The organism is Sphaerisporangium cinnabarinum (assembly GCF_055567015.1).
Window position 1 is genome coordinate 23,687 of record NZ_JBVHRG010000014.1, and the last position, 22,024, is coordinate 45,710.

Annotated in this window: 17 protein-coding genes; 11 read left to right on the forward strand and 6 right to left on the reverse strand. The window is 75.8% G+C overall.

What is annotated here, in order from left to right:
* Nucleotides 1-1,932, forward strand: coding sequence for a glycosyl hydrolase family 18 protein (locus tag ACZ4MO_RS17995; protein WP_175010009.1), 1,932 nt, complete (start codon nucleotides 1-3; stop codon nucleotides 1,930-1,932).
* A gap of 256 nt (nucleotides 1,933-2,188) precedes the next feature.
* On the forward strand, nucleotides 2,189-2,800 hold the full coding sequence (locus ACZ4MO_RS18000) for a hypothetical protein (protein WP_175010008.1): 612 nt from the start codon (nucleotides 2,189-2,191) through the stop codon (nucleotides 2,798-2,800).
* Nucleotides 2,801-2,888: 88 nt separating this feature from the next.
* On the opposite strand, the gene ACZ4MO_RS18005 is transcribed toward ACZ4MO_RS18000, so the two are convergent.
* Both ACZ4MO_RS18005 and ACZ4MO_RS18010 read right to left on the reverse strand, forming a co-directional pair.
* Nucleotides 2,889-3,569, reverse strand: a complete 681-nt coding sequence (locus ACZ4MO_RS18005) for a peptidase (protein ID WP_175010007.1) — start codon at nucleotides 3,567-3,569, stop codon at nucleotides 2,889-2,891.
* Between the two features lie 207 nt (nucleotides 3,570-3,776).
* A complete protein-coding gene (locus tag ACZ4MO_RS18010) occupies nucleotides 3,777-5,603 on the reverse strand; it encodes a DUF4012 domain-containing protein (RefSeq protein WP_175010006.1) in 1,827 nt (608 codons plus the stop codon).
* 138 nt (nucleotides 5,604-5,741) lie between these two features.
* Between ACZ4MO_RS18010 and ACZ4MO_RS18015 the strand changes: the two genes are divergently transcribed.
* The 9 genes from ACZ4MO_RS18015 to ACZ4MO_RS18055 all read left to right on the forward strand — a co-directional run bounded on the left by ACZ4MO_RS18015 (nucleotide 5,742) and on the right by ACZ4MO_RS18055 (nucleotide 15,498).
* Nucleotides 5,742-6,305 carry a sigma-70 family RNA polymerase sigma factor gene (locus ACZ4MO_RS18015; RefSeq protein WP_175010005.1) on the forward strand — a complete coding sequence of 188 codons (564 nt, stop codon included), beginning with the start codon at nucleotides 5,742-5,744 and terminating at the stop codon, nucleotides 6,303-6,305.
* 70 nt (nucleotides 6,306-6,375) lie between these two features.
* On the forward strand, nucleotides 6,376-7,872 hold the full coding sequence (locus tag ACZ4MO_RS18020) for a hypothetical protein (protein ID WP_175010004.1): 1,497 nt from the start codon (nucleotides 6,376-6,378) through the stop codon (nucleotides 7,870-7,872).
* A 279-nt stretch (nucleotides 7,873-8,151) separates the two neighbouring features.
* On the forward strand, nucleotides 8,152-9,399 hold the full coding sequence (locus ACZ4MO_RS18025) for an inositol-3-phosphate synthase (RefSeq protein WP_175010003.1): 1,248 nt from the start codon (nucleotides 8,152-8,154) through the stop codon (nucleotides 9,397-9,399).
* Complete coding sequence (locus tag ACZ4MO_RS18030) at nucleotides 9,396-10,325, forward strand: SCO3242 family prenyltransferase (protein WP_209828575.1); 930 nt, start codon at nucleotides 9,396-9,398, stop codon at nucleotides 10,323-10,325. Before ACZ4MO_RS18025 ends, ACZ4MO_RS18030 begins: the two co-directional genes overlap by 4 nt.
* Nucleotides 10,322-11,236: a sugar phosphate isomerase/epimerase family protein gene (locus tag ACZ4MO_RS18035; RefSeq protein ID WP_255437386.1), complete on the forward strand. Its 915-nt coding sequence runs from the start codon at nucleotides 10,322-10,324 to the stop codon at nucleotides 11,234-11,236. Before ACZ4MO_RS18030 ends, ACZ4MO_RS18035 begins: the two co-directional genes overlap by 4 nt.
* On the forward strand, nucleotides 11,233-11,934 hold the full coding sequence (locus ACZ4MO_RS18040) for an EboA domain-containing protein (RefSeq protein ID WP_209828573.1): 702 nt from the start codon (nucleotides 11,233-11,235) through the stop codon (nucleotides 11,932-11,934). Before ACZ4MO_RS18035 ends, ACZ4MO_RS18040 begins: the two co-directional genes overlap by 4 nt.
* The gene (locus ACZ4MO_RS18045) at nucleotides 11,934-12,812 is read left to right on the forward strand and encodes a TatD family hydrolase (RefSeq protein WP_175010002.1); all 879 of its coding nucleotides are present in this window, start codon (nucleotides 11,934-11,936) and stop codon (nucleotides 12,810-12,812) included. Before ACZ4MO_RS18040 ends, ACZ4MO_RS18045 begins: the two co-directional genes overlap by 1 nt.
* A 17-nt stretch (nucleotides 12,813-12,829) precedes the next feature.
* Nucleotides 12,830-14,083: a metabolite traffic protein EboE gene (gene eboE, locus ACZ4MO_RS18050; protein WP_186810508.1), complete on the forward strand. Its 1,254-nt coding sequence runs from the start codon at nucleotides 12,830-12,832 to the stop codon at nucleotides 14,081-14,083.
* Nucleotides 14,080-15,498 (forward strand): alkaline phosphatase family protein, encoded by a 1,419-nt coding sequence (locus tag ACZ4MO_RS18055; RefSeq protein ID WP_175010001.1) that lies wholly within the window; start codon nucleotides 14,080-14,082, stop codon nucleotides 15,496-15,498. Before eboE ends, ACZ4MO_RS18055 begins: the two co-directional genes overlap by 4 nt.
* A gap of 10 nt (nucleotides 15,499-15,508) precedes the next feature.
* Here ACZ4MO_RS18055 and ACZ4MO_RS18060 read toward each other — a convergent pair whose 3' ends face one another.
* The 4 genes from ACZ4MO_RS18060 to ACZ4MO_RS18075 form a co-directional block, all read right to left on the reverse strand.
* Complete coding sequence (locus ACZ4MO_RS18060; protein WP_175010000.1) at nucleotides 15,509-16,738, reverse strand: alpha/beta hydrolase; 1,230 nt, start codon at nucleotides 16,736-16,738, stop codon at nucleotides 15,509-15,511.
* Nucleotides 16,739-16,863: 125 nt separating this feature from the next.
* The gene (locus ACZ4MO_RS18065) at nucleotides 16,864-17,412 is read right to left on the reverse strand and encodes a hypothetical protein (RefSeq protein ID WP_175009999.1); all 549 of its coding nucleotides are present in this window, start codon (nucleotides 17,410-17,412) and stop codon (nucleotides 16,864-16,866) included.
* Between the two features lie 88 nt (nucleotides 17,413-17,500).
* On the reverse strand, nucleotides 17,501-18,193 hold the full coding sequence (locus tag ACZ4MO_RS18070; protein WP_175009998.1) for a DUF4241 domain-containing protein: 693 nt from the start codon (nucleotides 18,191-18,193) through the stop codon (nucleotides 17,501-17,503).
* 185 nt (nucleotides 18,194-18,378) lie between these two features.
* Nucleotides 18,379-21,981: a S8 family serine peptidase gene (locus ACZ4MO_RS18075; RefSeq protein WP_186810507.1), complete on the reverse strand. Its 3,603-nt coding sequence runs from the start codon at nucleotides 21,979-21,981 to the stop codon at nucleotides 18,379-18,381.
* Between the last annotated feature and the right edge of the window lie 43 nt (nucleotides 21,982-22,024).

A 22,024-nucleotide genomic window follows, 5' to 3' on the forward strand; every position in this document is an offset into this window, starting at 1 on the left:
ATGGACGTGTCCCTCTCCACCCGACCACCGCGCCCGGCCCGGCGGCGCGGCGTGCGCCTCGCGGCGCTCGCGACGGCGGCCGCCCTCGTCGGCGGCCTCCTCGCGGGCGTCGCGCCGGCGCAGGCGGCGCCGACCGCCACGACGGCGGTCGGCAACCCCGGCGACAGCGACGTCAACGGCTACCGCAACGTCGGCTACTTCACCCAGTGGGGCGTGTACGGCCGCGCCTTCCCGCTCAAGAAGGTGCAGGACTCCGGCGCGGCCGCGGACCTCACCCACATCAACTACTCGTTCGGCAACATCCATCACCAGAACCTCACGTGCTTCATCGCGAACAAGGCGCAGGGCACGGGGCCGAACGGCTCCGACGGCGCAGGCGACGCGTGGGCCGACTTCGGTATGGGCTACACGGCCGCGAACTCCGTCGGCGGCGTCGCCGACGCGTGGGACCAGCCGCTCGCGGGCTCGTTCAACCAGCTCAAGCAGCTCAAGGCGAAGAACCCGCAGCTGCGCGCGCTCATCTCGATCGGCGGCTGGACCTGGTCGAAGAACTTCTCCCGCGCGGCGGCGACGCAGGCGTCCCGCGAGAAGCTCGTGTCGTCGTGCATCGACCTCTACATCAAGGGCAACCTGCCCGTGATCGACGGCCGGGGCGGGCCGGGTGCGGCCGCCGGCGTGTTCGACGGCATCGACATCGACTGGGAGTGGCCGGGCTCGAACAACGGTGAGGTCGGCAACTCCGTCGACCCCGTGAACGACCGCGAGAACTTCCGGCTCCTGCTCGCCGAGTTCCGCAAGCAGCTCGACGCGTACGGCGCGCAGACCGGCAAGCACTACCTGCTCTCGGCGTTCCTGCCCGCCAACCCGGCCGACATCGCGGCGGGCGGCTGGAACGATCCGCGCATCTTCCAGTCCCTCGACTACGGCAACGTGCAGGGCTACGACCTCCACGGTGCCTGGGACCCGGCGCTGGCCGGCCACCAGGGCAACCTCTACGACGACCCGGCCGACCCGCGCGCCGCGAGCCGCCAGTTCAGCGCGGACAAGGCCGTGCAGGAGTACCTCCGCGCCGGCGTCGCCCCGAGCCGGCTCGGCCTCGGTCTCGCCATGTACGGCCGTGGCTGGAAGGGCGTCACGTCGTCGCAGCCGTGGTCGGCCGCGAACGGGGCGGCCCCCGGCACGTGGGAGGCGGGCAACGAGGACTACGACAAGCTCCGCACGCGGGGCCAGGACTACTACGACCCGACGACCGTCTCCGCCTGGCGGTACGACGGCGACCAGTGGTGGAGCTACGACAACGCTCGGTCGGTGGCGGCCAAGGCCGAGTACATCGACCGGCTGAACCTGGGAGGCGCCATGTGGTGGGACCTGTCCGGCAACCACGACGGCACGCTGCTCGGCGGCTTCACGGACAAGGTCCGCACGCTGCCCGCCGGTCCCGTCGACGGCACGAGCGGCCCGACGAACCCGCCGACCAACCCGCCGACCAACCCGCCGACCAACCCGCCGACCAACCCGCCGACCAACCCGCCGACGAACCCCCCGACCAACCCGACGGCCTGCGTGGCCGCGTGGTCGGCCGCGACGGTCTACACGGGCGGGGCGACGGCGTCGTTCGAGGGCAAGAACTACCGCGCGAAGTGGTGGACCCAGGGCGACCGGCCGAGCGCGGGCGGCCCCTGGGAGGCGACGGGCGCGTGCGGCGGGACCACCCCGACGACCCCGCCGACGACGCCGCCCACGAACCCCCCGACCACGCCGCCCACGACGCCGGGCACGTGCACCGCGCCGGCGTGGTCCGCGACGGTCGCCTACACCGGGGGCGCGACGGTCTCCTACCAGGGCCAGTCCTACCGCGCGAAGTGGTGGACGCAGAACAACGTCCCGGGCGCGGAGCAGTACGGCCCGTGGCAGGCCCTCGGCGCGTGCTGACGACCTGCCGGACCTCCTGACGCGGGACCGCCGGGGCGGCCCGCGGGTACGGGGAAACCCGTACCCGCGGGCCGCCATCGTGTGGTTCTCCCGCATCTCGACCAACCCTCGCGCTCGTTAGCGTGAAGGGGCCGACGAGGACCTCCGCAGCCCTCCCCAGTGGGTTGCGGGGCTCCTCCGACCGTGAAAGGCGGTCAGCGTGCCCGTGCGTTACCGAACGACCCGACCCCGCACCTCCCGTCCCCTCCCGCCCTCCGTGGCCTCCGCCCTGCCCGTGGCCCTGACGGCCCTGCTCGGCGCCGCGCTCCTCGCGGGCTGCACGAGCGGCTCCGCCGACGCCGGGGCGGCCGTCGACGGCGGCTCGGGACCCGCCCAGGCCGAGGACCACGGCTCGCACGGCGACCACGCCGACGCGGGCAAGGTGCCCGTCGGCCCCCTCCAGCTCCCCGGCGCCGACTACTGGTCGGTGCTCCAGCCGGCCGACGGCGTCACGCAGGTCCGGGCGGGCGGGTGCCCCGAGGACGCCGCGTGCCCGAGCTTCGAGGTGCTGACCGGCGCCGCGCTCGACGGCATCGACCCCGCGGCGGCGCTCCTGCCCGACGGCGCGACGTGCCCGGGCACGGACGCGCTCGCGGCCCGCGCGGTCGGCGACCCCGCGGAGTCGGACGTCGAGGTCGCCGGCACGCCCGCGACGCTCGCGCGCTGGACGCTCTCGTGCGTCGACGCCGCGGGGGCCGAGGTGCGGACCGTCGAGCAGCTCCAGTGGTACGTGCCCGACGCCCCGGGCGGTGCGGTGCTCGTCGTCGACCGCTGGGCGTTCGAGGGTCTCGAGTCGCGCCTCGCCGCGGGGGGCTGGGCGTCCGCCTGACGGCGGCCTGCCCCCGGGCACCACGACGGCCTCGCTCCCGGGAGGGTGCGAGGCCGTCGTCGTGCGCCCGGCCGTGCCGGCGGCCGGGTCAGCTCTTGCGCGTGCGGCGCGCCAGCAGCACGACCGCGGCGCCCACGGCGGCGAGCCCCGCGGCGACGGCGGCGTACAGGCCCACGGTCGCGCCCGTGGTCGCGAGCGACGAGGACGACGAGCCGGTCGCGACGGTGCGCGAGACCTGGGAGGCCGTCGTGGTCGTCGTCGGGTTCCCCTGCCCGGGCGGGTTCGTCGCACAGCTCGGGGACGACGGCGGGTAGTCCACGCTGACGACCGTCTCGGGGTTGACCTGGAAGAGCACCTGGACGCTGGGGCGCACCCAGTCGAACTCGTCGCCCTCGACCCACTGGCCGTCCACGAGGCTCCAGCCGGGCCAGTCGGCGCCGCGGCCGTCCGCCCCGACGACGGCGCCGGGCCACAGGACGCGGCCCTGCAGGGGGAGGCCGGACTGGACGACGTTCTCGCCGCCCGGGTTGAGCCACGTGATCGTCGCGGTGTCGTTGTCCGTGCCGGTGACGGCGATGGCGTACTCGAGGTACGGGACGTCCCCGTCGCAGACGGGGGTCAGCGTGGTGAGCTCGATCGTCGGCTCCGGCACGTACGTGTCGTCCTCGGCGGCTCCCGCGACCGGTGCGGCGAGCAGCACCACCGTCGCGGCTGTAGCGGTGACGGCCAGCGCGCGGCTCCCGGCGCGGCGTCCTCCCGACGTGTTCATGGTGATTCCTGTCCGTGGGCGGGAAAGGCTGTTCGTGGAGAGGGAGCCGTGCCCCGAGGTCCCTGATACGTGCAGGTGCCACACGCGCGCGAGGTGTTTCCGTCCTGCCAGGCTAGCGAGGCGGGCGCCCGAGTTGGACGCTTGTCCAGGGTGAAAAAAAGTCGGTGCGCGGGATCGTGACCGCGCCGTGACGTGACCTGACGCGGCTCAGCCGCAGGGCGCGACGTCCACCGTGCGCAGGCCCGGCTGGGTGGTCGTGGGCGTGCTCCACACGTCGAGCGAGGTCGCGGCGGCGGTCCCCGCGTCCCGCGGCGTCGTCGTCGTGAACGACAGGGTCGTCGACTGTCCGGGCGCGAGGTCGACCATCGCGGACAGCGCGCCGCGGCCCGCGACGTCCGCGGGCTGCGCCGGGAGCGGGGCGTCGTCGCTGCGCAGGCCCGACACCTGCCCGTCGCGCGGCGGGTAGAGGACGACGAACGTGCGCGTGACGCCCGGCTCGACGCCCGCCGTGCCGCCGCCGGTGACGTACCAGGGCAGGCTCGTCGCGGCGTCGGCCGGGGCGGACGACGCGAGGTCGACCTCGAAGGTGTCCACGCGGCCCGCGGCCGTGCACGTGCTGCCCGCGAGCCGCACGTCGCTGCCGAGGTAGACGCCCATCTTGCCGCCGGTGCCGTCGTTGAGGAACACGCCGACCGAGCCCGCGGCCTGGTCGGCGGTGTCGATGTCGCCCGCCACGACCGTGCCCGCGAGACGCTCCTGCTCCGCCTCGTGCGCCGACCACAGCAGCACGCGGTGCTCGTCCGCGCCGCGCACGAGCGCGTCCCGCGCGACGGCCGGGTCGGCCCCGCCCGCGAGGAACTCCTCCAGGACCCGGGCCGCGACCGCCGCGAAGAAGGTGTCCGTCTGCTCGCCGGGCTCGAGGTCGGCGTACGCGTCGGAGAGGAGGGTCTGCACGACGTTGCCCGCGTCGAGGTCGACCGCGCCGCCGTCGACCGGGACGGTCACCGGGCCTGTGGCCTCGAGCAGGTAGGAGAGCGCGACGGGGTCGGTCGCGATCACGCCGTCGACCTGCTCGCCCTGCGCGCGCTCCCACATCGTCGACGCGAGCGCCGCGGTCGTGGGGAAGTCCGGCGTCAGCGGGGTGTCCTGGAGGTAGCGGCCCACGCGGTCCGAGAAGAGCTGCTCGACCCCGGGGTCGAGGGGCAGCACCGGCTCGTCGAACGACGGGAAGCCGACCGTCGAGGCCTGCCGCTCCAGCGTCACCGTGCCCTGGTCCGCCGAGATCACCGCGAGCGCGCCGGGAATCCCGCCGCCGGCGCGCAGCTCGGCGTTGTTCAGCGCGAGCACGAGGTAGCGGCGCGGGCCGTCGGCACCGAGCATCGCGGGCGCGAGCGCCGTGAGCCGGTCGGCGGTGCGGACCACGGGGCGCAGGTCGTCCGTGCGCGCGACGAGCGCCGCGTACGGGTCGGCGACCTCCGCGTGCAGCGCGTCGCGGTCGACGGTCGCGAGGCGCGCGTCGATCGCGTCGTACGCGTCGGCGGCGCGCGCGACCGTCGGGGCGGCCGCGACGAGCGGCGCGAGGTCGACGCCCTCGCCCGTGAGCGCGAGCCCGTCGCCCTCGACGCTGCCGAGCGTCTGCGTGAGCGACGGCAGCACGACGGCGGCGAGGTCGTCGGCCGTCGCGGCGGCCACGGAGAAGGCCCGCACGTCCTGCCCGTAGACCGGCAGGTGCGCCGCGAGCGACCACAGCGGTCCGTCGGTGTGCGCGCGTGCGGAGGCGGTGAGGGGCTGGACCCGCTCGAGCGCGGCGTCGGCGGCCGCGACGTCGCCCGCCCGCAGCGCCTCCTCGGCGGCGGGGACCTCGTCGAGCGCGCGCGTCAGGGCGTCGCGCGCGGCGAGCGCGTCCCGCGCGAGGAGCCCGACGCACACGACGAGCGCGACCGCGAGCAGGATGAGGCCCCAGCCGAGCCACGCCGCCCGGCTCCGCCGACGGCGGGGGTGGCGCGGCGGGGCGTCCCGCTCCGTCGTCGTCATGCCTCTCAGCGTAGGTGCCGGGGATGGCAGGATCGGTGCCGTCGCGGGTGAGGTTCGGGTGAACCGCGGGGCGTGCAAGGAACGCGCGCCCCGGCACACAGAGCGGTTGACAGCCCGCCCCGCCGACGAGGAGCCGCAGTGACGACCGACGAGGGCAGTGCCGAGACCACCGAGGCCGCCGTCCACGACGAGGCCTGGTTCGCCGCGCTCTTCGCCGCGCACGCGACGCCGCTCTACCGCTACTTCCGCCGCCGCCTGCCGAGCGCCGTCGGGGGCGTCGCCCCCGACGCCGACGACCTGACGGCGGAGGTCCTCGCGACCGCGTGGCGGCGTCGCGACGACGTGCCCGACGGCGCCGAGCTGCCGTGGCTGTACCGCACGGCGGGGTTCCTCCTCGCCAACCACCGGCGCAAGGCGCGCGCGCTGCCCGTGGCGGCGGTGCCCGAGCGCCCGGACGACGGGGCCGACGTCGAGCACGTCGTCGTCCAGGACGACGAGGTGCGCCGCGCGCTCGGCGCGCTGTCCGACCGCGACCGGCGCATCCTCCTCCTGCACGCGTGGGAGGGGCTCGGCGGAGCGGAGCTCGCCGCCGTCCTCGGCACGTCGCGCGGGGGCGCGGACGCGGCCCTCTCCCGGGCTCGTGCCCGTCTGCGGGCGGCGTGGGCGGAGCAGGCGGCGCTCGCGCAAGAGACCGGCGCCTGAGCACACATCACGGGTAGACCCGACCGGCCGCGCCTGCGCGGTACGGCCCCTGCGGTACCTGGAGGGCGACATGACCACCCGAACCCCCGAGCAGCCCGACGACGCCGACCTCGAGCGCCTGCGCGCGGCCGACCCGGCCGCGGACGCGACCCCCGACGCCACGGCCCTGGAGGCCGCGGTGCGCGACCGCGTCCCCGAGGCGTTCGCCCGCCCTGCGACGGCCGGCCCGGGCGCGGGCCCGGCTTCCGCGGCGCTCCCGGACGCGTCCGGCCTCGCCGGGGCGGACGGCCCGACGGCCGCGCTCGTCGACGAGCTGGCCGAGCGCCGCGCGCGCCGGCTGCGCCGTCGGGCGCCGCTCCAGGTGGCGGCTGCCGTGGTGGGCGCGCTCGTCATCGGGACGGGCGGGTACGCGCTCGGCGCCGGCGACTGGGGCTCGGCGGGCGACTCCGCCGCGGAGAGCACGGCGCTCGCGCCGATCCGCCTCGGCGGCGCGGACGCGCCCGCGGCGGCGGACATGCCGGCGGGGACGGAGGTGTTCGCGGGCGGTGTCGCGACCGAGGAGGGCTCCGTCGGGAGCTCCCGCGCCACCGCCGACATGGCCTACCCCGGCGGGTGGGGCGGCCGCACCGTCTTCCGCGCCGACGGGCTGTCGTCCGACGGCGCGCGCGCGGACGCCTGGGCCTACGACGCGGCGGGCGTGTTCTCGCAGGAGACGGCGCGCCGCGTCGCCGTGGTCCTCGGGGTCACGGGCGAGGTGCGCGAGGAGTACGGCTCGTACGCCGTCGGCTCGGCCGACTGGACGGGTCCCACGGTCTCGCTCCAGCCGGACGGCCTCGCGAGCGTGAGCTTCAACGACCCGGCCAAGGACCCGTGGGGCTGCGTCGTCGTGACGCCGATGCCCGCCGAGGGCGCGGACGGGGTGAGCCCGTCGGCCGAGCCGGGCGCGTGCGAGGAGGCCGACCACGGCGCCCCGCCGAGCGGCGCCGAGGCCGGTGACCGGCTGCGCGAGGTGCTGGGCTCCCTCGGTCTCGACCCGGACGGCTACGAGATCGCGGCGGAGGAGCAGCCCGTGGACGAGGGCGCCCCGCGCGCGACGACGGTGACGGCGGCCGAGGTGGTCGACGGCCAGCGCACCGGCACGCAGTGGAGCGCGACGTACTCGGGCGCCGGGCTCGCGTCGCTCTACGGGACCCTGGCGCCGCGCGTCCCGATCGGCGCGTACGACGTGGTGAGCCCTGCCGAGGCGGTCGAGCGGCTCGGCGACCCGCGGTTCGGCGGGGGCGGCATGATCGCGTGGGCCCGGGCGGACGTGCAGGCCGTCCCCGAGACCGCGCCCGAGCCCGAGGCCCCGACGGTCCCGCCGACGGTCGGGGAGGGGGCGCGGTTCTCCTGGCCCGTCACGGACGTGACGATCACGGACGCCCGCCTCGGCCTGGCGGTGCAGCACCAGCCCGACGGCGCCGCGGTGCTGCTGCCCGCGTACGAGCTGTCCGACGCGGCCGGGAACGTGTGGTCCGTCGTGGCCGTGGTGGACGACCAGCTGGACTTCACGCCCTCCGCCTGGTGACGGAGCACGACCCGGCGGTCGGTATCGTGATACCGACCGCCAGGTCGGCTTCGCCTGCGCGCTTTTGCATGTTGCAAGCATCCGAGGTCGCGAAAGTGGCCACGCTTTTGATTGACCACCGACAAAAGTGTGGTTAGGGTCGCAGCAGACCGAGCGCCACCGGGTCGGAGAGCGAGCAGAGCGACCCTCTCCCGGGGCGTGCGGTCCGACGGTGGCAGGGACGCCATCGTCGTCGTGATCGGCGGCGCCGCGGCGTCCGCCGTCGGAACGGGAGCAACGATGCACCACTTCGCCCCTGACGGATCGTCGGACCGCCCCGCCCCGGACGCGCGCACCGGGCTCTGGCTCGTCGGCGCCCGCGGCTCGGTCGCCACCACCGCCGCCCTCGGCCTCGCGGTGATCGCCGACGGGCGCGCGGAGCCGACCGGGTGCGTCACCGCGGGCGAGCCCTTCGCCTCCGCCCCGCTGCCCGCGTTCGGCGACCTCGTCGTCGGCGGCCACGACATCTCCGACGTGTCGATGGTCAAGCGCGCCGAGCTGCTCGTCGAGGCCGGGATGATCGCGCCGCGCCTGCTCACCGCCGCGCACGCCGCGCTCGAGCGGGCCGACGCCGAGGTGCGTCCCGGCTACTCCGCCCACCCCGCCGAGGGCAGCGCGCGCGAGTCGCAGCAGGCCGCCGCGGAGCGCCTCGCGGCGGACATCGTGGACTTCCGCGAGCGCCACGGCCTCGCCCGAGTCGTCGTCGTCGACCTCGTGTCGACCGAGCCGCTGCCCGAGCCCGCGCCCGAGCTCTCCGACCGCGACCTGCTGCGCGAGGCGCTCGCGGACCCGGAGCGTGCGGTGCTCCCGCCGAGCTCCGTCACCGCCTACGCCGCGCTCCTCGCGGGCGCCCCGTTCGCCGAGTTCACGCCGTCGGCCAGCATGCACCTCCCGGTGCTGCTCGAGCTCGCAGAGGAGCGCGGCGTGCCCGTCGCGGGCCAGGACGGCAAGACCGGCCAGACGTGGCTGCGCACGATCCTCGCCCCGGCGTTCGGGGCCCGCGGGCTGCGCGTCCTGTCCTGGGCGGGGGCCAACCTGCTCGGCGGCGGGGACGGCGCCACGCTCGCCGACCCGCAGGCGGTGCAGAGCAAGCTCGTGTCCAAGTCGCGCGGGCTCCAGGACCTCACGGGCAGCGACGTCACGCCGCTGCACATCGACAACGTGCCCGACCTCGGGGACATCAAGGTCGCGTGGGACCACGTCCACGTCGAGGGCTTCCTCGGCTCGCGGCTCACGCTGCAGACCACGTGGTCGGCGTACGACTCGATGCTCGCCGCGCCGCTCGTGCTCGACCTGGCGCGCCTGCTCGCGCTCGCGGACGCGGCCGGGTACGCGGGCCCCGTCCCGGAGCTCGGGTTCTTCTTCAAGGACCCCTGGGGCAGCGGCGTGCACGACTTCGCCGCGCAGACCGTCGCGCTGTCCGACTGGGTCCGCGAGGCGACCGCCCGGGTGGGCGGCGACGCGACCGCCGCGACCGACCGGTCGTGACGGGCTCCCTCCACGACCACCTGGACCTGGTCCGCGCCCCCGCGGTCCTCTCGGTGGTCGGTGACACGCTCGCGGGCGCCGCGGCGGCCGGGCACGCGCTCACGCCACGCCGCGCGCTCCTGCCGGTCGCGTCGGCGTGCCTGTACGCGGGCGGCATGGCGCTCAACGACTACGCGGACCGGCACCTCGACGCGGTCGAGCGGCCCGAGCGGCCGATCCCGTCGGGCCGCGTGACGGAGCGGCGTGCCCTCCAGGTCGCCGTCGGTCTCACGGCGGCGGGCGTCGGGCTCGCCGCCGCGGGCGGGGGAGCGCGCGCCCTCGCCGTCGCCGTCCCGCTCGCCGCGAGCGTGTGGACGTACGACACGGTCGCCAAGGAGCGCGCGGCCGGTCCTCTCGTGATGGCCGCGTGCCGCGGGCTCGACGTCCTGCTCGGGGCCGGCGTCGGGCACCTGCGCGCCGCGCTGCCCGCCGCGGCGGGGATGGCCGTGCACACCGCGGGCGTCACGTACCTGTCGCGCGGCGAGGTGCACGGCACGACGTCGTCCCTCGCGACGGGCGTGGCCACGGCCACCGCGGTGGGCGGGGCGGTCGTCGGCGCCGGTGCGCTGCGCCGAGCCCGCAGGGCCGACGGCGGCGCGAGCCGCCGCGTGCGCGTCGCGACGGCGGCCGCCGGGGCCGCGGCGGCGGGCGCCTACGTCGCGACGTGCCTGCCCCGGCAGGTCGACGCCGCGATAGCGCCCTCCGCGCAGAACGCGTTCGCCGCGACCAAGGCCGGGATCCGCGCGATGCTCCCGCTGCAGGCGGCGTGGTCCGCGCGCGGGGGGAGCCTCGCGTCGGTCGGGGTGCTCGCGGCCGTGGAGGTCGCCGGGCGTCTCCTGCGCCGGGCGGGCCGGACCCCGGGCCGCGCCGAGATGAGCGAGACGTGACCGCGCACGCCGCCCCCGGGGGCGGGATGCCCTTCACGCTCGGGTACGGCACCAACGGCTTCACCGACCACCCGCTCGACGTCGCGCTCGACGTGCTCGCGCACGAGGGGTACGGCGCGGTCGCGCTCACGCTCGGCTTCCCGCACCTCGACCCCTTCGCGGACGGCTGGGAGGACGAGGCCGCGGCGCTGCGCGCGCGGCTCGCCGCTGCGCGCGACGGCGCGGGGATGCGGGTCGTCGTCGAGACGGGCACGCGGTTCCTCCTCGACCCGTTCCGCAAGCACCGCCCGACGCTGGTGGACACCGACGCCGACGCCCGGCTGCGGTTCCTGCGGCGCGCGGTCGAGGTCGCCGCCGTGCTCGACGCGGAGTGCGTGTCCTTCTTCTCCGGGGTCCTGCCCGACGACGTGGCCCCCGCCGAGGGCTGGTCGCTCCTGCGCGAGCGCCTGCCCGCGCTCGTCGAGCACGCGCGCGACCACGGCGTGCGGCTCTCGCTCGAGCCCGAGCCGGGGATGCTCGTGGAGACGGTGGGCGACGCCCTGCGGCTGCGCGACGAGCTGGGGGGAGACGGCGGCGACCTCGCGGACCTCGGCGTCACGGTCGACGTCGGGCACTGCCTCGTCGTCGAGCCCGACGGCGTCGTGGGCGCGCTGTGCGCGGCCGCCCCGTACCTCGCGAACGTGCAGCTCGACGACATGCCGCGCACGCACCACGAGCACCGCCCGTTCGGCGAGGGCGAGATCGACCTCCCGCTCGTGCTCGGCACGCTCGCCGACGTCGGGTACGCCGGCGTCGCGGCGGTCGAGCTGCCGCGCCACTCGTACGACGCCCCCGGCCTCGCGCACCGCAGCATGACAGCGCTGCACCGCGCGTGGGACGACCGCCCCCACCACCCCCAGGAGGTGCCATGACCGAGACCCCCCGCCCCGACGCCCGCACGGCGGACGGGACCGCCCCGGGCGAGCGCTGGCTCGCCGAGGCGCGCGCCGCCGTCGTGCAGGACCCCGCGGTCGTGACGCGCGCGTTCGCGCTCGCGGGCCGCCAGGTGGGCCGCGCGCCCGTCCGCCCGGACACCGACCCCGCCGGGGTCGTGCACGGGACGGTCGACGACGCCGCCCGCGCCGACCTCGTCGTCGCGCTCGCCGAGGCCACCGGTCGCGGCGGGGCCGACGGCGACGCCGCCCTCGCGGCGCGGCTCGCGGACCTCTACCAGCACGGCGACACCGCCGAGCGGCGGGGCGTCCTGCGCGGTCTCGACGCCCTCACGGAGCGCGGGGCGCTGGCGGACGACGCCGCGCCGTCGGTCGTGGCGGTGGGCCGGGACCTCGCCGCGGACGCGCTCCGCACGAACGACCAGAGCCTCGTCGCGGCGGCCGTCGGGCCGTTCGCGGCCGCGCACCTCGACCCGCACGCGTGGCGCCACGCCGTGCTCAAGCTCGTCTTCATGGGCGTGAGCCTCGACGCCGTCGCCGGCCTCGACGACCGCGCGGACGACGAGCTCGCCCGCATGGCGCGCGACTTCGCCGCCGAGCGCCGCGCCGCGGGCCGCGTCGTGCCCGACGACGTCGCCCGCCTCGCCCCTGACGTCACCACCGGGAGGACCGCCTGATGCGCATCTTCGACCCCCACATCCACATGACCAGCCGCACGACGGACGACTACGAGGCCCTGTACGCCGCGGGCGTGCGCGCGCTCGTCGAGCCGGCGTTCTGGCTGGGCCAGCCGCGCACGAACGTGGGGTCGTTCCTCGACTACTTCGACGCGCTCCTGGGCTGGGAGCGGTTCCGGGCCGCGCAGTTCGGCATCCGGCACCACGCGACGATCGCCCTCAACCCCAAGGAGGCGAACGACGCGCGGTGCCGCGAGGTGCTCGACGAGATCCCGCGCTACCTGCTCAAGGACGGCGTCGTCGCCGTCGGGGAGGTCGGGTACGACTCGATGACGCCGGAGGAGGACGAGGTCTTCTCGCGCCAGCTCCAGATGGCCCGCGACGCGGCGCTGCCCGTGCTCGTGCACACCCCCCACCGCGACAAGCTGTCGGGGACGCGGCGCACGCTCGACGTCGTGCACGAGTCGGGGATCGCGCCCGAGCACGTGCTCGTGGACCACCTCAACGAGACCAACGTCGCGCTCGTGCTCGACGCGGGCGCGTGGGCCGGGTTCTCGATCTACCCGGACACGAAGATGGACGAGGACCGCATGGTCGCGATCCTCCAGGAGCACGGCACCGAGCGCATGATCGTGAACTCCGCCGCCGACTGGGGCCGCTCCGACCCGCTCAAGACGCTCAAGACGGGGCAGGCGATGCTCGCCGCGGGCTTCACCGCGGACGACGTCGACCAGGTGCTGTGGCGCAACCCGGTCGAGTTCTACGGGCAGTCGGGCAACCTCGTGCTGGACCCGGTCCCCGGCTTCGTCGAGGGGGACCTCCCCACCCCGGGCGTGGAGTTCGAGGGCTCCTCCGTGCTGCGCGGCGCGCGGGCGTAGCGCGGGAGGGCACCACCATGCTGCTGTCGTACTGCACCAACGTCCACCCGGCCGAGCACCTCGACGGGGTGCTCGACCAGCTCGTGCGCTACGCCGCGCCCGTGCGCGAGGCCGCGGGCCTGGACGTGCTGGGCGTCGGGCTGTGGATGCCGGCCGTGCTCGCGCACCGCCTCGCGGGCTCGCCCGACGACCGCGTGCGCCTGCGGTCCGTGCTCGACGAGCACGGCCTCCAGGTCCACACGCTCAACGCGTTCCCGTACGGCGGCTTCCACGCCGACGTCGTCAAGCTCGACGTCTACACGCCCACGTGGGCGGACCCGGAGCGGCTCGCGTACACGCTCGAGTGCGCCGAGGTGCTGGCCGAGCTCCTGCCCGACGGCGTCGCCGGGTCGATCTCGACGCTCCCGCTCGCGTGGCGCGAGCCGTGGACCGACGCCGACGACGACGCCGCGACGCGCGCGTTCGCCGCGCTCGGGGAGGGCCTGCGCGACCTGCGCGAGCGCACGGGCAAGGTCGTGCGCGTCGCGGTCGAGCCCGAGCCGGGCTGCGTGCTCGACACGGTGGACGACGTCGTGGCCTGGCTCGCGGCGCGCACGGGGCCGGACGTGCCGGCGGACCGGCGCATCGACCCCGAGCACGTCGGCGTGTGCCTCGACACGTGCCACCTCGCGGTGTCCTTCGCGGACCGCCGCGCGGGCACCGCCGCGACGGTGCGCCGCGTCACCGACGCGGGACTGCGGGTCGTCAAGGTGCAGGCGTCGGCCGCGCTGCACGTCGCGGACCCGGCCGACGACGCGGCGCGCGCCGCCGTCGGCGCGTTCGCCGAGCAGCGGTACATCCACCAGGTGCGCGAGCTCACCGCGACGGGCGACGTGCTCGCCGCCGACGACCTGCCCGACGCGCTGGGCGGCGCGCTGCCCGCGGAGGGTCCGTGGCGCGTGCACTTCCACGTGCCGCTGCACCACGAGCCCGCCGCGCCGCTCGCCGCGACGACCGACGTGCTGCGCGAGGCGGTCGATGCCGTCCGCGCGGCGCCGCACGGCGACGAGGCCCACCTCGACGTCGAGACGTACACGTGGGCGGTGCTGCCCGAGGGGGCCGCCACCGACTCGCTCGTCGCCGGCATCGCGGCCGAGCTGCGCTGGGCGACGACCCACCTCGCCGCGGCGCACGACGTCGCTGCCGCCGGGACGGCGCACACCGAACCGCCCTCGGGGCCGACCGCGGACGACACCGCGGCCGACCCGGGCATGACCAGGAGGACCGCATGAAGCCCGTGCTGCTGCTCGACGTCGTCGGGCTCACCTCGACCGCGCTCGCGCACATGCCGCGACTGCGCCAGCTCGCCGCGAACGGCTGGCAGTCCGAGCTCGCGACGGTGCTCCCCGCCGTGACGTGCAGCGTCCAGTCGACGATGCTCACCGGGCTCAGCCCGGCGGAGCACGGGATCGTGGGCAACGGCTGGTACTTCCGCGAGCTCGGCGACGTCTACCTGTGGCGCCAGCACAACCGCCTCGTCGAGGGCGAGAAGCTCTGGGAGGCCGCGCGCCGGGCGCGCGGCGAGTACTCGGCGGCGAACGTCTGCTGGTGGTACGCGATGGGGATGACGACGGACGTCACCGTCACCCCGCGCCCGGTCTACCACGCGGACGGCCGCAAGTCCCCGGACGCCTACGTGCGCCCGCCGGCGCTCCACGACGACCTCGTCGGCCGGTTCGGCGAGTTCCCGCTGTTCACCTACTGGGGCCCGACGGCGGACATCACGTCGTCGCGGTGGATCGTGGACGCGACGCGGCACGTGCTGCGCACGCACGCGCCGGACCTGACCATGGCGTACGTCCCGCACCTCGACTACGACCTCCAGCGGTTCGGGCCGACGTCGCCCCAGGCCGACGCCGCCGCGGCCGAGCTCGACGCGACGCTCGCGCCGCTGCTCGACGACGCCGCGAACCAGGGCGTCACCGTCCTCGTGGTCTCCGAGTACGGGATCGCGGACGCCGACCGGCCCGTGCACCTCAACCGCATCCTGCGCCGGGAGGGACTCCTCGAGGTCTACGTGCAGGACGGCAAGGAGCAGCTCGACCCGTGGACGTCGCGCGCGTTCGCGGTCGCGGACCACCAGGTCGCGCACGTGTACCTCGGCGACCAGCAGGACCCGGCGCTCCGACGGCGCGTCACGGACCTGCTGCGCGGCGTCCCCGGCGTCGACGAGGTGCTCGACCGCGAGGCGCAGGCGCGGTACGGGCTCGACCACGAGCGGTCGGGCGACCTCGTCGTCGTCGCGGAGCCCGGCGCGTGGTTCACGTACTACTTCTGGCTCGACGACGCCCGCGCGCCCGAGTACGCGCGCGGCGTCGACATCCACCGCAAGCCTGGCTACGACCCCGCCGAGCTGTTCTTCGACCCGGCGGACCGGCTCGCGAAGGCGAAGGCCGGCCTCAACCTCGTCAAGAAGAAGGTGGGGCTGCGGTACGCGATGAGCACCGTGCCGCTCGACGCGTCGTACGTGAAGGGCTCCCACGGGCGGCTCCCCGACTCCTCCGCCGACACGCCGCTCGTGCTGTGCTCGGACCCGGAGGTGCCGGCGTCGGTCGCGGGCGTGGTGGAGAACGGGTCCGGGCAGGTCCCGGCCGCCGCCATCAAGGGCCTGGTGCTCGAGCTGCAGGGCCTCGGCGTCCGGGTCTGACGAGCGATCGCTACCGGGCGAGGCGCTCGTCGAGCCAGTCGAGCACGCGCTGCTCGACGAGCGCCCGCCCGAGGGGCTCGCAGTGCCCGCTCGCGCCCTCGTCGTCGCTGAAGGTGACGAGCGTCGCGCCGGGGACGAGCCCGGCCAGCCGCTCCGGCTGGCCGGGCCAGAACTGCTCGTCCTCCGGGCTCGTGACGAGCAGCGGCGTCGTGACCTGCGCGGCGACGTCGGAGGCGTCGTACCGGCGGACCTCGCGCAGCGTCGCGGCGTACCCCTCGATGCCGTACGGGCGCGCGCGGAAGCGCCATGTGCGGGCAGCGCCCTTCGACAGGCGCAGGCCGAGCGCCATGTCGCGGTCGAACGCGTGGTCGTCGCCCTTGTCCAGGAGCTTGAGGAGGCTCTTCGGCACCTCGCGCTCCCACGAGGTGGCCACGTCGACCACCCCCGGGTCGACGACGGCCGCGGCCGGGCGGTGCTCGAACGCGAGCGCGCGCGTGACCCAGTAGCCGGCCTGGCTGATCCCGTAGAGCGCGACGCGGTCGGGGTCGACGTCGGCCCGCGCGACGACCGCGTCGAGCACGGGCGTGAGGACCGCCTCGAAGTCGGGACGGAACGGGACCCCGTGCTCGAAGAGCACCGACTGCTGGCCCGGGCCGTCGAACACGAGCGCGTGGTACCCGCGGCGCACCGCCCCGGACACGACGGCCGACCACAGCGCCGGCAGCGAGCCGTCCGAGCCGTTCACCGCGACGACGACGGGTCCGCGTGCCGCGGGGTCCACGCCCGGGGCGCGGAAGAAGTACCCCGGGAGCGTCGTGCCCTCGTAGGGGATCGGGAAGCGCTCGACGTCGAGGTCCACGAGGTCGACCCAGCGGTCCCACGCCGCCCGGTGCTTGCGGAACGTCGGCAGCAGCGGCGCGTCGTCCTCGAGCCCGGACACCGCGTTCACCGCGACGCCGAGGTAGGTCGCCGCACGCAGGTACGCGGAGGCGGCGCTGACGCGGTGCCCGCGCGCCGCGCACGACTCGCCGGTCGCGGCCAGGCGGTCCCCGAGCGCGTCCCAGGCGCGGAACCACGCACGGTGGTCCGTGCCGACGTCGGCGACGGCCGCGAGCACCTCGCCGACGTCGGCGGCGCCGCTGAACGCCCCGCCGAGGACCGTGCGGATCTCGAAGTCGAGGTCGGGGTCGTGGGAGAAGCGGCCGGAGAGGCTGCTCCGGTGCGTGCCGTGCCCGGTCATGAGGTGCCCCTGCCGTCCTGGGAGGTACGGAACGCTCTCCAGGCTAGGAGCGTCGGCGCACGGGCGCGCGGCGAGCGAGCGGTGCGCACGCCCGTGCGCGGTCGGCGAGCCGCGCGGGCGGTCGGTCAGGCGCGGGTGACGGCGCCCACGACGAGCGTCGCGACGAGACCCACGACGAAGACGGCCGAGCACACGCCGCCCACGACCCGCGCGGCGCGCAGCCCGGCGGGTGCCGGGGCGTCGCCCGGGTCGAGGAACCCGACGAACGCCGACCCGGCGTACGAGGGCCGAATCGGCACGTGGAACTGCCGGACGTCGTGGTCGGTCAGCGCAGGCGGCGGCTGGTGCGCGAGCGCCGCCTCGACGCGACGGCGGCGCAGGCGGCCGACCTGCAGCACGTACCCGGCGAGGACGCCGTACTGGCTGAGGTAGAACAGACCCAGCGCGAGCACCGTCGTCCCGAGACAGACCCCCGTCGCGGACCGCATCGACACCAGCAGGGCCACCCCGCCGGCGGTGAGCGCGGCACCGAGGAGCAGCCACAGGGGCAGCACGGCCCAGGAGCCCGAGCGGTCGTCGGCGTACGGCGAGGCGGGCTGCGTGGGACGGCTCGAGTCCGCGAGCTGGTCCGCGAGCCGGCTCGCGGACGGCTTCTCGTCTTCCCACCAGGCCATCGGGTCGTCTCCCGTCGTCGTGCGTCGTCACCTGCCCCGGAACGCTAGCCGCCCCCGGCCACCCGTTCCATGGGGAGCAGTGCCCGCTCTAGTCGTCGTCCTCGTCGTCGGGGAGCGCGACGAGCAGGTCGAGGTGCAGGCCGAGCACCGTGCCGTCCGCGGCGACGGTCCGCACGAGCGGGTAGAAGCCGTCGCCCCACCCGGAGTGCGAGAGCACGACGTTCTCGCCGTCCTGCGCACCCGGGAGCAGGATGTTCGCCGACCCCTCGCGCAGGTGGTCGGGAGAGTCCGTGAGCGCGAACCAGCTCGTGTCCGTGCCGTCGTCGAACACCTCGTCGTACCAGTCGCCCTGCGGCATGAGGCGCGCGACGGCGTCGGCGTCGGCGAACGCGACCGTCCCGGCGTCCACCGGCACGCCGTAGGCGGCACCCGCCTCCGGCGGGCCGTCCGCGCCCTCCGGGACCACGGGCTCGACGGCGGCGACCTCGCCCTCGGCGAGCACGACGCTCAGGTACGCCTCCCGCAGGTGGGAGCCGTCCTGCTCGTCGGAGACGTCGGCGACGGTGACGCGCACCGGGTACCGGCCCGGCTCGACCGGCACGACGAGCCCGTGCCCGAGCAGCGTGAACGGGTCGGACGCCTCCAGGCGCCCGCTGGGGAGGACGAGCTCGCCCAGGTCGTGGACCGTCAGGGTGTAGTCGGGGCCGTCGGCCGCGCCCGTGCCGACGGCGGGGCCGGGGCGCAGGGCGAAGAACGTGTCGGGGGAGGGGAAGTCGCTCACGCCCGCGAGCGTAGCGGGCCGCGCCCACGCGGGCGGCGGGGCTGCCGCGCGGCGGCCGGCATCCCCACGCGGCGGCCGCGGCCACGACGCGGCCCCGGACGCGCCGACGGCGCCCGGTCCGTGGGACCGGGCGCCGTCGGGCGGTGTCGCTCGAGCGTCCGCGAGGAGCGCTCAGGAGGCGGGCGTCACGAGCAGCTCAGCGCCTCGTAGTCGGCGTCGTAGGTCGTGGTGACCTCCTCGCCGTCGATCTCGGCGGTGAGCGTGGCCGTCACCGAGCCCGCGTCGAACGACGCGGCGCGCGACGAGAACGACCGGTAGGCGTTCTTGCCGTCCTTGACGTTCGGGAACGTCTTCTCGCCGTACGGCGTGGCCACGACGACGTCGGCCGTCGCGCCCGACTCGTTGAGCACGCGCACCGCGACGTGGGCCTTGCCGCCGAGGCAGCGTGCCTCGGCCGTGACGGTCGCGTCGACGACGGCGGACGTCGTGACGTCCACGGTCTGCCAGCGCGAGGTCGGCGTCGCGTTGTGCAGGTGCAGCAGCAGGAGCTTCCCGCTGCCGGCCTCGACCGCCGACTCCGAGCGGTGCACGGTGATCGGCGCGTCGTCGGCCCCGACGTAGACGAGCTCGCCCTCGCCCCCGAACCAGTAGGCCGGGTCGTACGGGTCGGCCGTGAACGTCTCGCTCGCGTCGACGAGCTGGTCGGCGGCCTGCGAGTACGGCGAGTACGTGAGGACCTGGAAGGTCGGCACGTCGCCTTCCTCGATGCCGAGCGACCCGATGCCGACCGGGATGACGACGACGTTGTTGTCGAACACCGAGGTGTCGACGTCGCCCCACACCGAGTTGACCGGCTGGAGGTCGACGTTGTCGCCCGCCTCGTACTCGGTGCCGTCGGGAGCCGTCCAGTCCTTGAGCGTGTATGTGGCGGCGAGCGTGAGGTCGGTCTCGGCGTTGTACTTCACCGCGGCGACCTCGAAGTCCGCCGAGCCGTCGGAGTCGACGTCGACCTCGACCGCGGGGATCGAGACGGAGCCGAGGCTCGCCCACTCCCCGTCCATCGCGACACCGATGCCCATGACGCCGTCGGCGGGGTCGCCCCCGGCCGCGGCCTCCTGCGGCGCCGTGGACGCGAAGCCGACCGCGCGCACGTCGGCCGCCGCGATGGCCGACGCCGAGGCGCCCACCGCCGCGTCCGCCTCGAGGCGGGGGCTCGTCGTCTTGAGCTCGAACGGCGCGACGATCGACGTCCAGCCGCCGGAGTCGACGCCGCGGCCGTCGAGGTCGAGCTCGGCGGTCGTCACGGTGCCCGGGAAGGCGACGGGCTTGCCGGACAGGTCGCTCACGAGCCGCGGCGACGCCTGCACGGGGACGCGCAGCTCGCTGCCGCCGTCCGTCGGGGTGAGGACCACGCGACCGCTCAGCGAGGACACGAAGTCGCGCGGCACGCCGACGCCGGAGTCGGCCGACGACGTCGGGTCGAGCTCCTTGGCGAGCGTCGCCGGGTCCGCCGTGAGGGTCACGGTGACGACGGTGCGCTGGCCGGCGGGGACGGTGACCGAGGCGGGCGCGACGGAGACGGTGGCGCCGCCGGCCGTGCTCGACTGCGTGAAGCCGGTCGAGTACGTCTTCGGGGTGTCGCCGGTGTTCTGCACCGTCACGGTCTTGCGGACCGTCACCGGGTCCGCGCCCACGGGCACGACGCCGAACGCGACGGACACCTGGTCGGAGTCCTGCGACGCGTAGGCGAGGGTCGTGTTCGAGGCCGCGTCGACGGCGTCGACCCGGCCGGAGCCGACGCGCTCGGGACCGTACGCGGTGCCCGTGCCCGAGGGGCCGGTGAAGACGTCGTGCGTCGCCGTGTTCATGACCGACGCCTTGACCTCGGCCGGCGCCCAGCCCGGGTGGGCCTGCTTGACGAGGGCCGCGATGCCCGCGACGTGCGGGGTGGCCATCGAGGTGCCGGACTTGATGCTCGCGCCGACCAGGCGGCCGGACGCGACGGACGCGATGCCGGTGCCGGGCGCCGCGACGTCGGGCTTGGCGACGCCGAGCGAGCCGTGCACGCCGCGCGACGAGCCGCTGTTGAGCGTGTCGCCGATCTCCGGGATCGAGACGAACGACGACAGCGCGAGCGACGGGCCGACGGTCATCGTGACCTCGCCGGCCTCGATCGCGGGGCGCAGCGCCGCGTGGCTCGGGCCCGTGAGCTGCGCGCCGGGGATGCCGGGGTTGCCGGCGATGCCCGCGACGAACGACGACAGCTCGGAGGACAGCAGCACGCCCACGGCGCCCGCGGCCTCCGCGTTGTTGAACCGCGCGGCGCTGCCGCACGCGCGCGTCGCGTCGTCGTCGTCCCAGTAGAGGAACGCGATCTTGCCCGCGACGGCCGCGGCCTGCTCGGGCGTGAACGCGGTGCAGCCGGAGAAGTCGTCCGCGACGAACGCGACCGGGGCGGTCACGTCCGCGGTGCCCGCGTACGCCTGGGAGTTCTGCGCCGGGTACGTGCCGGCGAGGGACTCCGGCGCCTCGACGCGGACCGCGTCGAACGTCTGGGTGTCGCCGACCGAGTTCGCGACGGTCAGCGCGGTGCGCGCGTTGCCGGGCGAGCCGCCGACGTCGGTCACGTCGCCCGCGTTGCCCGACGCGATGACGGACAGCGTGCCCAGGCGCGAGAGCTGGTCGATGAAGAGGTTCTCCGGGTCGTCCGCGGGCGAGCCGTCGGAGCCGAGGGAGAGGTTGACGATGTCGAGGCGGTCGGAGAGGTCGCCGTCGCCGTTCGGGTCGGCAGCCCACTCGAGCGCGTCGACGACGACGCCCGTCGAGCCGCCGAGGTCGCCGAACACCTTGAGCGCGTAGATGCCCGCCTCGGGCGCGGAGCCCGGGCCGACCTGCCAGTCGGAGATGTCCGTGAGCGTCGAGTAGTCGCCGTCGAACGTCTCGCCGTCCGCGGTGACGCCGTACGCCGCCGTCGTGCCGGCCACGTGCGAGCCGTGGCCCGAGCCGACCGAGTCGAGCGAGTCGATGGGGTTCTCGTCGGGCGTCGGGACGAGGGTCGTGCCGGGGACGGTGCCGCTCGCGTCGTAGTCGTAGCCGGCGAAGTCGTGGCCGCCGAGGAACTTCAGCTCGTCGTACGTGCCCTCGGGGACCGGGCCGGTGCCGCGGTCGCCGTAGGCCTCGTCGAACGCCTCCTGGGTGCCGGGGCCGCCGAACGCCTTGTGGGTGTAGTCGACGCCGGTGTCGATGATGCCGATGCGCACGCCCTCGCCGGTGAGGCCGGTGCTCTGCCACGTCTCGAGCGCGCGCGTGAACACGTCCGTGCCCTTGTTCGCGGGCTGCTTGGGGATGATCCGGTAGACCGTGCGGACCGAGGCGTCGCGCGCGAGGTCGCGCACGCGGGCCGCGTCGCCCGTGACGACGACGCCCGCGACGAGCGTGCTCGTGACCGACACCTGCTGCGGGTTGCGCGCGCCCGCGCTGCGGGCGGTCGCCTGCTGCGGGACGACGTCGTCCGCGAGCTGCGCGACCTCCTGCGCGTTGGCCTCGACCTCGTCGGGGCTCGCGCCCTGCGCCGTGAGGTCGACCGCCGACGGCGCGTCGAGCTCGACGAACGCGGTGACCGTGCCGGTCGCCTTCGCGAGCGACGGCGCGACCTTCTCGGTCGGCTCGAGGGACGCGCCCGACTGCACGCCGAAGGCGTTGCCGGGGTCGGGCGGCGGGTCCGCGGCGGCGGGTGCGGCGGCGGCCGCGACGACCGCGAGGCTCGCGGCGGCGGCGGTCAGTGACACGGGTAGAGAACGGTGCTTCATCGACACTCATCTCCCCGGCAGT

Excerpts from the sequence above, each read along its gene's own strand:
- ACZ4MO_RS17995 (WP_175010009.1), top strand. The coding sequence starts at position 1 with ATGGACGTGTCCCTCTCCACCCGACCACCGCGCCCGGCCCGGCGGCGC.
- eboE (WP_186810508.1), top strand. The coding sequence starts at position 12,830 with ATGCTGCTGTCGTACTGCACCAACGTCCACCCGGCCGAGCACCTCGAC.
- ACZ4MO_RS18065 (WP_175009999.1), bottom strand. The coding sequence starts at position 17,412 with ATGGCCTGGTGGGAAGACGAGAAGCCGTCCGCGAGCCGGCTCGCGGAC.
- ACZ4MO_RS18005 (WP_175010007.1), bottom strand. The coding sequence starts at position 3,569 with ATGAACACGTCGGGAGGACGCCGCGCCGGGAGCCGCGCGCTGGCCGTC.
- ACZ4MO_RS18060 (WP_175010000.1), bottom strand. The coding sequence starts at position 16,738 with ATGACCGGGCACGGCACGCACCGGAGCAGCCTCTCCGGCCGCTTCTCC.
- ACZ4MO_RS18045 (WP_175010002.1), top strand. The coding sequence starts at position 11,934 with ATGCGCATCTTCGACCCCCACATCCACATGACCAGCCGCACGACGGAC.
- ACZ4MO_RS18040 (WP_209828573.1), top strand. The coding sequence starts at position 11,233 with ATGACCGAGACCCCCCGCCCCGACGCCCGCACGGCGGACGGGACCGCC.
- ACZ4MO_RS18010 (WP_175010006.1), bottom strand. The coding sequence starts at position 5,603 with ATGACGACGACGGAGCGGGACGCCCCGCCGCGCCACCCCCGCCGTCGG.
- ACZ4MO_RS18020 (WP_175010004.1), top strand. The coding sequence starts at position 6,376 with ATGACCACCCGAACCCCCGAGCAGCCCGACGACGCCGACCTCGAGCGC.
- ACZ4MO_RS18025 (WP_175010003.1), top strand. The coding sequence starts at position 8,152 with ATGCACCACTTCGCCCCTGACGGATCGTCGGACCGCCCCGCCCCGGAC.
- ACZ4MO_RS18055 (WP_175010001.1), top strand. The coding sequence starts at position 14,080 with ATGAAGCCCGTGCTGCTGCTCGACGTCGTCGGGCTCACCTCGACCGCG.